This is a genomic window from Corallococcus sp. CA053C (assembly GCF_003611675.1).
Taxonomy (GTDB): domain Bacteria; phylum Myxococcota; class Myxococcia; order Myxococcales; family Myxococcaceae; genus Corallococcus.
Map to the genome: position 1 here is coordinate 1 of NZ_RAWA01000271.1, position 13,412 is coordinate 13,412.

Annotated in this window: 10 protein-coding genes; 7 read left to right on the top strand and 3 right to left on the bottom strand. The window is 68.6% G+C overall.

Features of this window, described 5'->3' with window-relative positions:
• Nucleotides 1-403: 403 nt before the first annotated feature.
• Complete coding sequence (gene clpX, locus D7V97_RS28915) at nt 404-1,681, top strand: ATP-dependent Clp protease ATP-binding subunit ClpX (RefSeq protein ID WP_120527291.1); 1,278 nt, start codon at nt 404-406, stop codon at nt 1,679-1,681.
• Nucleotides 1,682-1,765: 84 nt separating this feature from the next.
• Here clpX and D7V97_RS28920 read toward each other — a convergent pair whose 3' ends face one another.
• Nucleotides 1,766-3,286 carry an Hsp70 family protein gene (locus D7V97_RS28920; protein ID WP_120613865.1) on the bottom strand — a complete coding sequence of 507 codons (1,521 nt, stop codon included), beginning with the start codon at nt 3,284-3,286 and terminating at the stop codon, nt 1,766-1,768.
• A 312-nt stretch (nt 3,287-3,598) separates the two neighbouring features.
• On the opposite strand from D7V97_RS28920, the gene D7V97_RS28925 reads away from it, so the two are divergent.
• From D7V97_RS28925 to D7V97_RS28950, 6 genes are all read left to right on the top strand, one after another.
• Nucleotides 3,599-5,854 (top strand): PrkA family serine protein kinase, encoded by a 2,256-nt coding sequence (locus tag D7V97_RS28925; protein WP_120613866.1) that lies wholly within the window; start codon nt 3,599-3,601, stop codon nt 5,852-5,854.
• 146 nt (nt 5,855-6,000) lie between these two features.
• Complete coding sequence (locus D7V97_RS28930; RefSeq protein ID WP_120613867.1) at nt 6,001-6,885, top strand: serine protease; 885 nt, start codon at nt 6,001-6,003, stop codon at nt 6,883-6,885.
• A 92-nt stretch (nt 6,886-6,977) separates the two neighbouring features.
• Entirely contained in the window at nt 6,978-7,430 is a 453-nt protein-coding gene (locus D7V97_RS28935) for a cytidine/deoxycytidylate deaminase family protein (protein ID WP_120545666.1), read from the top strand.
• A gap of 297 nt (nt 7,431-7,727) precedes the next feature.
• Entirely contained in the window at nt 7,728-8,348 is a 621-nt protein-coding gene (locus D7V97_RS28940; protein ID WP_233583288.1) for a histidine kinase dimerization/phospho-acceptor domain-containing protein, read from the top strand.
• A 68-nt stretch (nt 8,349-8,416) separates the two neighbouring features.
• Nucleotides 8,417-9,856, top strand: coding sequence for a sigma-54 dependent transcriptional regulator (locus D7V97_RS28945; RefSeq protein ID WP_120613869.1), 1,440 nt, complete (start codon nt 8,417-8,419; stop codon nt 9,854-9,856).
• A gap of 287 nt (nt 9,857-10,143) precedes the next feature.
• Complete coding sequence (locus tag D7V97_RS28950) at nt 10,144-12,114, top strand: ArsA family ATPase (protein ID WP_120613870.1); 1,971 nt, start codon at nt 10,144-10,146, stop codon at nt 12,112-12,114.
• Nucleotides 12,115-12,144: 30 nt separating this feature from the next.
• Here D7V97_RS28950 and D7V97_RS28955 read toward each other — a convergent pair whose 3' ends face one another.
• Both D7V97_RS28955 and D7V97_RS28960 read right to left on the bottom strand, forming a co-directional pair.
• Nucleotides 12,145-12,618, bottom strand: coding sequence for a hypothetical protein (locus tag D7V97_RS28955; protein WP_147445018.1), 474 nt, complete (start codon nt 12,616-12,618; stop codon nt 12,145-12,147).
• A gap of 99 nt (nt 12,619-12,717) precedes the next feature.
• Nucleotides 12,718-13,410 carry a tetratricopeptide repeat protein gene (locus tag D7V97_RS28960; RefSeq protein WP_120613872.1) on the bottom strand — a complete coding sequence of 231 codons (693 nt, stop codon included), beginning with the start codon at nt 13,408-13,410 and terminating at the stop codon, nt 12,718-12,720.
• Nucleotides 13,411-13,412 lie beyond the last annotated feature (2 nt).

The window sequence follows — 13,412 nt, forward strand, 5'->3', positions numbered from 1 at the left end:
GAGACAGCCCCGGAGCCGCCCCCGGAGAGCCTCCAGGTGCGGAAGCTGGCGCAGCTGGCGCGCAAGCTCGCCTCCGAGCTGGCGGGAAGCCGTCGGGTCCCGAACGCCGTCGCCGAGCGGGCGGCCGCCCTGGCGGATGATGTCGAAGAGATCGCGTCGAGCGTGACGGACGCCTGAGTCGCTGTTATCCAACGCCAACCCGTTGACCGGGGCTGAACGCTCCGCGACGGGGCCCCCTCCGTCGGGCTTCCTGCCCGAGGGGGAGGGCCCTATAGTGGGTACAGGGCCTGTAGCAGGTGGGTCTGGAGCCGTCTGAGACGTGGGCGGTTTCGAGGGTGTTGGAGTGCGGTGGTCGGCGGAGAAGGCCTCGGGCGCACCGGGGCCGGCGAACTCGGAGGCGGCAGTGAAGAAGGAGCACCACGTCAACCTGTCCTGCTCGTTCTGCGGCAAGTCGCAGCGTGAGGTCCGCAAGCTGATTGCCGGGCCCACGGTCTACATCTGCGACGAGTGCATCAAGCTGTGTAACGACATCATCGCGGACGAGAACGAACGCGAGGAGGGCAAGCCTCAGGTCAGCCTGCCCACGCCGCTGGAGATCAAGGCGTTCCTCGACGACTACGTCATCGGTCAGGACCAGGCGAAGAAGGTCCTCTCGGTCGCGGTCTACAACCACTACAAGCGCATCTATCAGAAGAAGCCGGCCGCCCGGCCGCGCCCCGGTGTGAAGAGTCCCGGCGGCGAGGACGTGGAGCTGCAGAAGAGCAACATCCTGCTCATCGGCCCCACGGGCTCCGGCAAGACGCTGCTCGCCCAGTCGCTCGCGCGCTTCCTCAACGTCCCCTTCACCATCGCGGATGCCACCAGCCTCACCGAGGCCGGCTACGTGGGCGAGGACGTGGAGAACATCATCCAGAACCTCCTCCACAACGCCGACTACGACGTGGAGAAGGCGGCGCGCGGCATCGTCTACATCGACGAGATCGACAAGATCGCGCGCAAGGGTGACATGCCCAGCGCCACCCGCGACGTGGGCGGCGAGGGCGTGCAGCAGGCCCTGCTGAAGATCATCGAAGGCACCCGCGCCAACGTCACGCCGCGCGGCGGCAAGAAGTACAACCAGCAGGAGTACGTCCAGGTCGACACGACCAACATCCTCTTCATCTGCGGCGGTGCCTTCCACGGCATCGACGGCGTCATCAAGCGCCGCGTGGGTGAGAAGGGCCTGGGCTTCGGCGCGAAGATCACCCACAAGGAAGAGCGCAGCGTGGGTGAGCTGCTGGCGATGACGGAGCCGGAAGACCTGATGAAGTTCGGGATGATCCCGGAGTTCATCGGCCGTCTGCCGATGATCGCCACGCTCAACGACCTGAAGGAGGATGACCTCGTCACCATCCTCACGATCCCGAAGAACGCCCTGGTGAAGCAGTACCAGAAGATGTTCGAGATCGAGAAGGTCAAGCTGTCCTTCACGAAGGAGGCGCTGCGCGCCATCGCCCGCGAGGCGATGCGCCGTCACTCCGGAGCGCGCGGCCTGCGCGCCATCATGGAGGACGCGATGCTGGAGATCATGTACGACGTGCCGTTCCGCGAGGGCGTCAAGGAGTGCAAGATCACCGAACAGGTGATCACCAAGCACGAGCCTCCGCAGATCGTCATGGAGAAGGAAAAGAAGACCGCCTGAGGTTTCCCCCGGCGGTCGGTTGTTCCCACCCGGCGTCCCCGCCTTCACTGGCAGGGGCGCCGTGGTGTTTTCAGCGCCCGCTTTTCAGCTCTGCGTGACGCGCACCGTGGTCTTCATCTCGCGGCCACTGACGGGATCCTTCGCCTTCATGGTGAGGATGCCCTCCACGTTCACGTCGAAGATGATCTCCACGTTCACCATGCCGGCCTTGGCCGGCGGGATGCCGGAGAAGGTGAACTCGCCCAGCATGTCGTTGCGCGCCACCGTGTCGTGGTCGCCCTGGTAGATGCGCATGGCCAGCTCCGTCTGGTTGTCCACGCTCGTGGTGGCCAGGAGCTGCTTCGCGTTGGGGATGGACGCGTTGCGCGGGAAGACGACGTGGAAGCCGCCGTCACCCCGCTCCAGGCCAATGGCCATGGGAATCACGTCCAACAGCTGGATGCGCAGGTTGGTGTCGTCCTGGAGCGAGTGCGCGTAGAGCGCGGCGCCAATGGCGACGGCCTCGTCCGGGTGGACGCCCTTGCTGGGCGGCTTGCCGAAGAACTTCGTCAGCCGGTCCTGCACGATGGGCATGCGCGTCTGGCCGCCCACCAGCATGACTTCGTCGATGTCCTTGGTGGACAGCCCGGAGTCCACCAGCACGCGCGCCACCATCTGCAGGGTGCGGTCCACGAGCTGGTTGGTCAGCTGCTCCAGCATCTTGCGCGTGAACTTCATCTCGATGTTCAGCGGCTGGCCCTGCGCCGTCATCGTGATGAAGGGGATGTTGAACGGCACTTCCTCGCGCGCGGACAAATCAATCTTGGTGCGCTCGGCCAGGTCCTTGATGCGCTGCATGGCCACCGGGTCCGTGGCCAGGTCGATGCCCGTCTTGGCCGCGAAGTCCTTGAGGACGTGGTGGATGATGGCGTTGTCGAAGTCGATGCCGCCCAGGAACACGTCGCCGCCGGTGGACTTCACCTCGAAGACGCGGTCGCGGATCTCGATGATGGAGACGTCGAAGGTGCCGCCGCCCAGGTCGTAGATGACGACCTTCTCCGCCAGCCCCTTGCCCACGCCGTAGGCGAGCGCCGCCGCGGTGGGCTCGTTGATGATGCGCACCACCTCCAGGTCGATGAGCTTCCCGGCGTCCTTCACCGACTGGCGCTGCCGGTCGTTGAAGTAGGCGGGCACCGTCACCACTGCCCGCTTGATGGGCATCTTCAGGTAGTTGGAGGCGACCTCGCGGATCTTCCCCAGGATCTTGGCGCTGATCTCCTGGAGGGTGAACTCCTTCTTGCCCACGTCCAGGGTGACTTCGTTCTTCGCGCCGGGGCGCATGTTGTACGCCACGACCTTCTTCATCGTGTCGACGACATCACTGCCGAAGGCTCGCCCGACCAGGCGCTTGGCACCGTAGACGGTGTTGCGCGGGTTGAGCTGCCACTGACGCTTCGCCTCGAAGCCGATGAGCTCGTTGCCCTTGTCGTCAATGGCGAAGATGGAGGGGATGGTGTACTCGCCGCCCTTGTAGGGGATGAGCTTGACGTTCCCGCTGTCCTCGACGATCGCCGCGCACGAGTTCGTCGTGCCGAGGTCGATGCCGATGATGGGCTCCTTGTGCATCGCGTGTGGGCTCCGGGTGGGCTTTTTCCGAGGAGAAGCAGGCGGGACCGTATCTCACCCATCCCGGGTGCGCGAATCGCAAACCATCCGTCGTTTGACCGACGCCCCGGGGCCTACCGTCCCCCGTCCACGCCCGGCCGGCCGCCGGGAGGGCGAAGCGCGAGGCCCCGAACACACCGGCCCGCTGTCAGGGGGCGCTCGCTTTACAATTCCGGGGGCCGGGAACGAAGGTCAGCCCCCGGGGTTCACATGCGACGGCCGCGCGCCGTGGCTACATCCGAGGGATTCACCCACGCACAGAGGGGAGCCGCCGTGGAAGCGAAGGGCTATCTGCAGGAGGTGGGCGCGCAGGTGAGCGCCGACTTCATCAAGAACCGGTCCATCCTGTCCTTCGAGGAGTACCTGACGCTCTTCTTCGCGGACCCCCGCGGGCAGGCGCGCAACGCGGCGCAATATTTGCGCGACGTGATGGACCACTACGGCACCGAACAGGTGCCGCACCCCACGGGCACCATCCGGCGCTTCAAGGTGTTTGACGCCCCGTCCACGGAGCACGACGGCCGCGTCGCCGGGCAGGAGGAGGTGCAGAACGCCCTCTACCGCCTGCTGGGCAACTTCGTGCGCGCCGGCCGCATCAACAAGCTCATCATGCTGCACGGCCCCAACGGCAGCGCGAAGTCCAGCCTGGTCAACGCGCTGAAGCAGGGGATGGAGGATTATTCCCGCCAGCCTCAAGGCGCGCTGTACCGCATCGCCTGGGTGTTCCCGTCGGAGAAGCTCATCAAGGGCTCCATCGGCTTCGGGGAGCGCCCGGGGACGGGGTCCGGGGAGGGCGAGCTGACCACGTTCGCCCACCTGGATGCGGAGTCGCTGGACCTGCGCATGCCCTGTGAGCTGCGGGACCACCCGCTGTTCGCGGTGCCCCCTTCGGAGCGCCGGGGCCTGCTGGAGGGCGCGCTCAAGAAGAAGGGCCTGGGCAACGGCGACGGGGAGACGGGGGACTTCATCCTCTCCGACTACCTGCGCGACGGGGAGCTGTGCGCCAAGTGCCGCCGCATCTACATCGCGTTGCTCAACGCCTACGGCGGGGACTACCTCAAGGTCCTGCGCCACGTGCAGGTGGAGCGCTTCTACGTGTCGCGCCGCTACCAGGTGGGCACGGTGACGGTGGAGCCGCAGATGAGCGTGGACGCCGCCGCGCAGCAGATCTCCGCGGACCGCACCCAGCTCAACCTGCCCGCCGCGCTGCACAGCACCGTGCTCTTCGAACCCCACGGCCCGCTGGTGCACGCCAACCGGGGCCTCATCGAATACGCGGACCTGCTCAAGCGCCCCCTGGAGGCGTTCAAGTACCTGCTGGGCTTCAGCGAGACGAGCGAGGTGCCCCTGGAGCCCTTCGTCCTCCAGCTGGACGAGGTGCTCATCGCGTCGTCCAACGAGAAGCACCTGTCCGCCTTCAAGGAGCTGCCGGACTTCGCGTCGTTCAAGGGCCGCATCGAGCTGGTGCGCGTGCCGTACCTGCGCCGCTACAAGGTCGAGCAGGAGATCTACGACGCGCAGATCACCGCCACCAGCGTGGGCAAGCACGTCGCTCCGCACGCCACGGAGGTGGCCGCGATGTGGGCGGTGCTCACGCGCCTGAAGAAGCCCATCCCGGACCGCTACCCGCCCAACGTGAAGCCCCTGGTGGATCAGGTGGCGCCGGCGGAGAAGCTGCACCTGTACCAGGAGGGTGGGGCGCCCGGCCGGCTCAGCACGGCGAACACCAAGGAGCTCTTGAAGCTGCGCGAGGAGATGTACGAGGAGTCGGAGTCGTACCCCAACTACGAGGGCCGCTCCGGCGCGAGCGCCCGCGAGATCAAGACCGCGCTCTTCAACGCCGCGCAGAACCCCGACTACAAGTGCCTGCACGCGCTCGCGGTGCTGGAGGAACTGCAGGCGCTCTGCAAGGACAAGAGCGTCTACGAGTTCCTCCTGCAGGAGGTGATGGACGGCTACCACGACCACGAGTCCTTCGTGCGCGTCGTGGAGGGCGAGTACCTGGACCGGGTGGATTCGGAGGTGCGCGACTCCATGGGGCTCGTGTCGGAGGGGCAGTACCGCGAGCTGGTGGAACGCTACATCCAGAGCGTCAGCCACTGGGTGCGCGGGGAGAAGATGCGCAACCGGGTGACGGGCGAGTCGGAGAAGCCGGACGAGGCGCGCATGGCGGAGGTGGAGGCCATCGTGATGCCGCAGGGCGAACCGGCGGCGGACTTCCGCCGGGGGCTCATCGCCTCCATCGGCGCGCACCGGCTGGACAACCCGGAGGGCGTGATGGACTACCCGCGCATCTTCCCGGACATGTTCAAGCGCCTGCGCGACCACTACTTCGAGGAGCGCAAGCGGGTGCTGCGCAAGAACAAGGAGAACGTCCTCAAGTACCTCTCCGAGGACCGCAACCAGCTCTCCCCGCGCGAGCAATCCCAGGTGCAGGGCACGCTGAAGACGATGGCGGAGCGCTACGGCTACTGCGAGTACTGCGCGAAGGACGCCATCCTGTTCCTCATGCGTCAGCGCTACACCTGACGCGCTGGCGGCGGGCAGGCAATCGGAAGCCGATGCCTGCCCGCCTGCTTTTCAATCCGGGCGGGGGCTCGGGATGATGGGAACCGCCACCGAGTCGCGCGTGTGTCGTCCCCTCGTCCCTCGTTCTCCTTGCGCCTGGAGCGTTGATGAACCGGTTGCTGTTGGGCACCCCTGTCCTGTTGGCCCTCGTGTCGTGCGCCAGTGCCCCGTCCCAGGCTCCCGAGGACACCCCGTTCGCGACGCACACGCGGGCCCCGGTGGTGGTGGAGCGCGTGCGCTCGATGCCCGCGCCCGTGCCCCAGCCGACGCGCAAGGCGATGGTGCGGCGCATCCTCCCGCTCAACGTGCGGCTCATCACGACGGAGAACGGCAAGGTGCGCCGCTCGGCGTCGGGCGTCGTCATCGGCACGGAGACCGGTGAAGCGGGACCGGTCAGCTACGTGCTCACCAACGCCCACGCGGTGGAGCAGGGCGACCTTGAGAGCCCCGTGCTCAAGGTCGTGGTGGACCGGCGCGCGGAGTCCCACGAGTACGCCGCGGAGGTCGTGGCCACTGGCGCGGTGCCGGAGCTGGACCTGGCGCTCTTGCGCGTGGCGGGCGTGACGTGGCCCGTGGCGGACCTGGCGGAGGACGACGAGCTGGAGCCGGGTGAGGACGTGGTGGTGGCGGCATCCCCGTATGGCCGCGCGCTGTCCATCTCCGGCGGCATGGTGTCCCAGGTGGAGTGGGACAAGGAGACGAAGCACCCGCGCATGCTGAAGACGGACGCGCCCATCGGCTACGGGGCCTCCGGCGGCGGCATCTTCAGCCTGGAGACGGGCAAGCTGCTGGCCATCGTCGAGGGCTACCGCACCGCGAAGGTGGACTTCGAGGTGGCGGCCCAGAACTTCAGCTTCGACGTGCCCATGCCCGGGGAGACGTTCGCCGCGCCCAGCGCCAAGGTGCGCGGCTTCCTCCAGGCCAGGGGCTTCGGCCGCCTGCTGGAGCGGGACGCGGACGGTGCGGGTCCGCAGAAGACCGCCAGTCGCTGATCCTTTCAAAGGCCCCGAGCCGGGGCTGCAGCGAACTGGACAGGGCGTGCCCCGGCGTTAGAGCTGCGGGCACATCATCCGGAGGTTCGCGCATGTCCGCTCGGGGCAATTGGGATCAGTACTTCATGGACATCGCCCAGCAGGTGGCGACGCGTGCCACCTGTGATCGCAAGCACGTGGGCGCGGTGCTGGTGCGCGACAAGACCATCCTGTCCACCGGCTACAACGGCGCCATCCGCGGCCTGCCGCACTGTGACGACGTGGGCCACATGATGGAGAACGGCCACTGCGTGGCCACCGTCCACGCGGAGGCCAACGCCATCATCCAGGCCGCCAAGAACGGCGTCTCCATTGACGGGGCGACCATCTACACGACGGCCAGCCCCTGCTGGCCGTGCTTCAAGCTGATCGCGAACAGCGGCTGCACCCGCATCGTCTTCGGCGAGTTCTACCGGGACCCGCGCATCTTCGAGTACGCCGCCCGCCTGGGCCTGCAGCTCATCGGCGTGGGCCCCGCGGCCCAGCCTCCGGCGCCCGGCACCTGAGTGCCGCGCGATGTCCTGGGGTGGACAGACCCTGGACACGCAGGCCTCCGGGCCCCGTCCCGCGTTGGTTGAAGGACACTTGGATGCAATTGTAAGTGGCCGTCCTGACACGGGAATTTCAGAACTCCGGCAAGAATTACCGACCCAGGGTTGCCAATCCCGAGGGTGCTCCCTAAATCCTGGGTCCGGTGGGGTGGCGGCGGGGGTGGGGTCGACGGAAATTCCGAGGAGTTCCAGGTGGTTAGCTCATCAGCTTTTGTCAGCAGTGTGCCTTCTGTCCAGGATGTGTCGGACCCCGTGGTGGGCGCTGCCCGCTACGACGCCGTGCCGGCGCTGATGGACAGCCTCCTGCACGACGTGCGCAACCCCCTCAACGCGCTGGCCATCCACCTGGAGGTCCTCTCCGAGAAGCTCAAGGGCGAGTCCGGCCAGGTGCCGGCGACGCAGGAGAAGAACCTCAAGGCCATGCGCGAGCAGATCCTGCGCGTGGACGGCCTGCTCAAGCTCTTCTCGGACTTCATCGTGTTCCGCGGCACGGGCCCTTCCGGGGACGCGCCGCTGTCGGACGCCACCGGCAAGGCCCTGGACGTGCTGGGCCACGAGAGCCGCCGGCGCCGTCTTCAAGTCCAGCGCGCCATTGAACCGGACGTGCAGGCGCGGCTCGAGGACACCACGGAGCTGGGCTTCTTCCTGGTCCAGGTGCTGATGCGCGCCTTCAACCGCGCGGAGCCGGGCGGCACCGTGGTGGTCGCGGTCCGCGCCGAGGGTGCTCGCGCGGTGCTGGAGGTGCAGGACGGCTCCCCGGGGCCCGAACTGGCGACCGACACGGTGGCCGCGCTGACGCTCCGGGCCGCCCAGCTGGGCATCGAATTCGATATCCGGGCGGGCTCCTGCCGCCTCGTCTTCCCGCGCGCCTGATCCCCCCTTCGGGTCGCTGACGGGCTTCTTCGGTTACACCACGCTTCATCGCAGTGGAGGTTTTCACCTTGGGCAGCGCACGAATCCTGGCCGTGGATGACGAACGTGAGACCTGCGAGGCCCTGGCGGAGATGCTGTCCGCCTGGGGTCACAAGGTCGAGACCGCGTTCGACGGGCATGACGCCCTCCGCAAGGCGGGTGAGTTCCGGCCGGACGTCGTCCTGTCGGATCTGGCCATGCCGGAGACGGACGGGCTGTGGCTGTTGCGCAACCTGCGCGAGGAGCTGCCGGACTGCCCGGTGGTGTTCCTCACGGGGCGCGGCACCATCGACACCGCGGTGGAGGCCATCCGCGAGGGCGCCTACGACTTCATCGTGAAGCCGCTGGACACCGCGCGGCTCAAGGTCTGCATCGACCGCGCGCTGGAGAAGAAGGAGACCATGCGCGAGGTGCAGACGCTGCGGCGTCGCCTCAAGCAGCTGGGCTCCACGGACCTCATCGCCAGCTCCACCGGCATGCGCAAGGTCATCGAGATGATGGAGAAGGTGGCCCCGTCCAAGGCCAGCGTCTCCATCAGCGGTGAGTCCGGCACGGGCAAGGAAGTGGTCGCCCGCACGGTGCACAACCTGTCCCTGCGCCGCGACAAGCCCTTCATCGCCATCAACTGCGCCTCCATCCCCGCGACGCTCATCGAGTCCGAGCTCTTCGGCCACGAGCGCGGCGCCTTCACCGGCGCGGATCAGCGCCGCCCGGGCGTCTTCGAGATGGCCCACGGCGGCACGCTCTTCCTGGACGAGTTGGGGGAGATCCCCATCGACCTGCAGGCCAAGCTGCTGCGCGTCCTGGAAGAGGGGCGTCTGCGCCGGCTGGGCGGCAAGGTGGAGATCGAAGTGGACGTGCGCGTGCTGTCCGCCACGAACCGCGACCTGAAGCAGGAGATCAAGAACCAGCGCTTCCGCGAGGACCTCTACTTCCGCCTCAACGTGTTCCAGCTGCACCTGCCGCCCCTGCGCGAGCGCCGCGAGGACGTGCCCATCCTGGTGCAGCACTTCGTGGACAAGTTCCGCGGGGACTCCGCCAAGCGCGTGTCCGGCGTGCACCCGGAGGCCATGGAGGTACTGAAGAACTACGACTGGCCGGGTAACATCCGCGAGCTGCGCAACGCCGTGGAGCGCGCCGTCATCCTCTGCGACGGGGAGCTGATCACCCGCGAGCACCTGCCGCCCGACATGGCCGGCAAGGGGCCGGAGCGCCACACGTTCAAGCTGCCGTTCGGCCTGAGCCTGGACGCGGTGGAGCGCGAGTACATCCTCGGCAGCCTCCAGCGGAACGGAAACAACAAGGCCCGCACCGCGGAGGTGCTGGGGGTGAGCGAGAAGACGCTCTACAACAAGCTCAACCGCTACGCGGCGGAGAACCGGGCCCAGGGCACCCCGGGCGGTGGCCCCCTGGGCAGCCAGGGCAACGACGGGCCCCTGGGCGCCAGCAGCAGCTTCCTCGTCCGCTGACCCCACGGGTAGGCCATCCCCACGCGATTTCGCGGTCCGACAGGCGCCTCGCGGACCGCGCGCGCGAGGGCTGCCAGGAAGGCTGGAAGGGCAGGGGGAGGTCTCGAAAACCCCTGTCAATTCTTGACTTTTCCCCCCTGAACGGGGGATCCTGCGCCCCTCTCCCACCTGTTGGTGAGGGCCGGCCGGGACGGATCATACCGGGCCACTTCCGCCCCCCTGGGCGCGGTTGTCCGACGTGAGTCATCTGGGGTGCTGCCGGGGGGCACAAGGAAGGCCACAACTCAATGAGCGACGCGCGAGTTCTTCACTTCTTCGGCGGCAAGGGCGGGGTGGGCAAGACCACGCTCGCGGCAGCGTACGCGGTGAGGCTCTCCGAAGACGCTCCCAAGCACAAGGTGCTGGTGGTCTCGTTGGATCCGGTCCAGTCGCTGTCGGACCTCCTGAAGAAGAAGCTGCCCACGAAGGCCACCAAGCTGCAGGCCGGCAAGGGCGAAGGCGGGCTGTGGGCCGTGGAGCTGAACCCGGCCGCGCTGCTCAAGCCGTTCCTGGCGGACTACCTCCCGGCGCTGGCGAAGGCGGCGGTGAAGGGCACGCACCTGTCCGACGAGGAGATGGGCAAGCTCTACCAGCAGGCCGTTCCGGGGCTGGAGGAGCTGGTGGCCCTCTTCCACGTGGTGGACCTGCTGGAGTCGGGTGAGTTCGACCGGATCATCGTCGACACGGCGCCCACCAGCCACACGCTGCGCCTGTTCGACATGCCGGCCCAGCTGCGCAAGTTCCTGGGCTTCGTGCGGGCGGGACAGGACCGCGTGCCGTCCTCGGGCGGCAAGGGCAAGAAGTCGGACGCGGCGCTGCCGTCCGCGGGCGGGTTCCTGGATCAGGTCGGCCAGAAGGCGGAGAAGCTGCTGGCGCTGCTGAAGGATCCGGCGCGCACGGCCTTCCACCTGGTGACGCTGGCGGAGCCGGTGCCGGAAGCGCAGACGCGCATGTACTTCACCCAGCTGCGCGAGCGCGGCCTGCCGGTGACGGAGGTCATCGTCAACCAGGTGGAGGACCACGAGGGCTGCTCGTCGTGTCAGGGCCGCCGCGGTCTGCAGGCGCCCCACGTGCGCAAGTACCAGGCGCTGGACAAGGTCGTGCCCGTGAACCTGCTGGGCCGCCGCGAGGTGGCGCCCCGGGGGCTGGACGGGCTGAAGGAGTTCGCCGCGGTGTGGGCGGCCGGCAAGGAGACCAAGGCGCTGGAGTTCAGCGCGGCGGAAGGTCCTCCGGCGCTGGTGCGCGCCCCCTCCATGCCGCCCATCGCGGCGCCCCCGCTGCCGCCCACGCGGCTCATCTTCTTCGTGGGCCAGGGCGGGGTGGGCAAGTCCTCCTGCGCGGCCGCCGCGGCGGTGACGCTGACGGAGAAGGAGGGGCCGGTGCTCCTCATCTCCACGGATCCGGCGCACTCGCTGTCGGACGTGCTGCAGAGCCGCCTGACGGACACCGAGACCCAGGTGAAGGGCACCAAGGGCCTGTACGCGCGCGAGCTGGACATGGCGGGCTGGTTCAACGCCCTGCGCAAGCGGCTGAAGGAGAAGGCGGAGAAGGCCTTCGAGGGCGCGCCCAAGGCGGGCAACGACGTACCGGCGGACCTGCTCTACCTGCGCAACCTGCTGGAGTGCGCGCCCCCGGGCATCGACGAGCTGGCGGCGATGTCCGTGCTCACGGACGCCCTGGTGCAGGAGCGCTTCAAGCGCATCGTGGTGGACTCGTCGCCGGTGGTGACGTCCGTGCGCGTGGTGGAACTGGCGGACACGGCGAAGACGTGGCTGGGCGCGCTGCACGCGGTGCTCAACAAGCACCGCGCCAAGGGCCTGGGCGACCTGGCGGATGACATCGCGGGCATGCTCAAGCACGTGAAGCGCTTCGAGGACGCGCTGGCGTCCCCCAGCGAGTCGCGCTTCGTGGTCGTCACGCGCGGCGAGGAGCTGGCGGCGTCCCGCACGGAGCGGCTGGTGGAGTACCTGAAGGAGCGCAAGCTCCAGGTGGAGCGGGTGCTCGTCAACCGCGTGGGCCCCAAGTCCACCTGCGAGAAGTGCGAGAACCGCCGCAAGCTGGAGCTGAACGCGGCCAAGGCCATCGAGAAGAAGATCGGCCTGCCGGTGACGATGGCGCCCGCGCTGGGCCGTCACCCGGCCGGACTGCGCGAGCTCAAGGCCTTCCGCACCGCGTGGTACGCGCTGTCCGCGCCGCCGGCGAAGATCAAGGCGGCCTGATTCAAGGCCGGGCGCCGTCAGGCTGCACGCCTACCGGGGGCCCGGCAGCAGGAGCTGGGACAGCGGCAGTCGGTGCGGAAACGCGCGCCGGGCCTGTCCCAGCAGCTCCACCGCGCTCCCCCTGAGCGAGCGCAGGGAGTGGGGCGCGGGAAGCGATTCACGTCCCAGGTGCATCGCCCAGGTGGGGCCGGCGAGCAGCAGCGCCACCGCCGGCACGATGCACAGGCCCACCACCATTCCGGCGCCGCCCAGCGTGCCCACGAGGCGCAGGGTGGGAGAGGCCTGGATGCGCGGGCGCTGCAGGGCCGCGAGGATGCGCGCGAAGAGGGCGCCGCCGGTGATCCCCAGCAGCGTGGCCAACAGCCAGCTCAGGCCTCCCACCGGCGTGCCGAGCACGGGCTCCAGCAGCGCCGGGGCCGCCGCGCCCAGCAAGAAGGCGAGGACGAACGGTCCCGCCGCGACGATGGCCACCAGCCCCCACTGTCTCGCATTGAGTTTGTGCACCGGCTCCCCCCTCGTGAGCAAGCTGGGCACCGGCAGGCAGGCGCGCCAGGGCCGTGCGCCCTCGCGCGGGTGTAGGCGTGCACGGGACGTCACTTCACGTCAGGCGTCGCACTCCGCGGGGCTGTCGGTGAAGGCGCCCAGGCCCTCCGGGAAGGTGAGGACGCCCGTCTCGCTCAGCGTGCCGGTGAGGGGCTTCTTGCCGGGGAGCGTCACCTCCACGGCGCGGCCCCGGACGGTGTAGGTGCCCGGCGTGCGCGTCTCCGAAGGCTTGCCGTTGTCGTCCACCTGCTTCTCCCAGAGCTCCACGCGGCCCCTGTTCGCGAAGCGCAGGCCCCGCGTGGTGCCGTAGACGCCGACGCCGGGGCCGTACCAGGACACGGCGCGCAGCAGGGCCGGAACGTCGGCTTCCTTCTCCGGGGTGAGGCCCAGGAGCTTCTGCCAGCCGAGCGTGTCCCGGATGACGTCCAGGTCCCGGTCCGTCCGGGCCCGCTTCAGCCGGCGCGCGTCCAGGCGCACGGCGGTGGTCAGCTTCTCGACGATGGCGTCGCGGTGGGCGCTGTACTCGCACACCTTGCCCTGCTTGCGCAGCACGCCCAGGGTGGCGGCGACGTTGTAGTGCGCCAGGGCGTAGTCCGGGGTGGCCTGGGCGGCGGCCTGGAACTTCGCCAGGGCCTCCGGGTAGTTCCCGGACTGGTAGAGGCGGAACCCCTGGGTGTTGAGCGCCTGCCCGGACGGGGGCGTGGGGGGGGCGGCGGACAGCGTCAGGGCCAGCAGGGACAGGGCGAGGACCATGT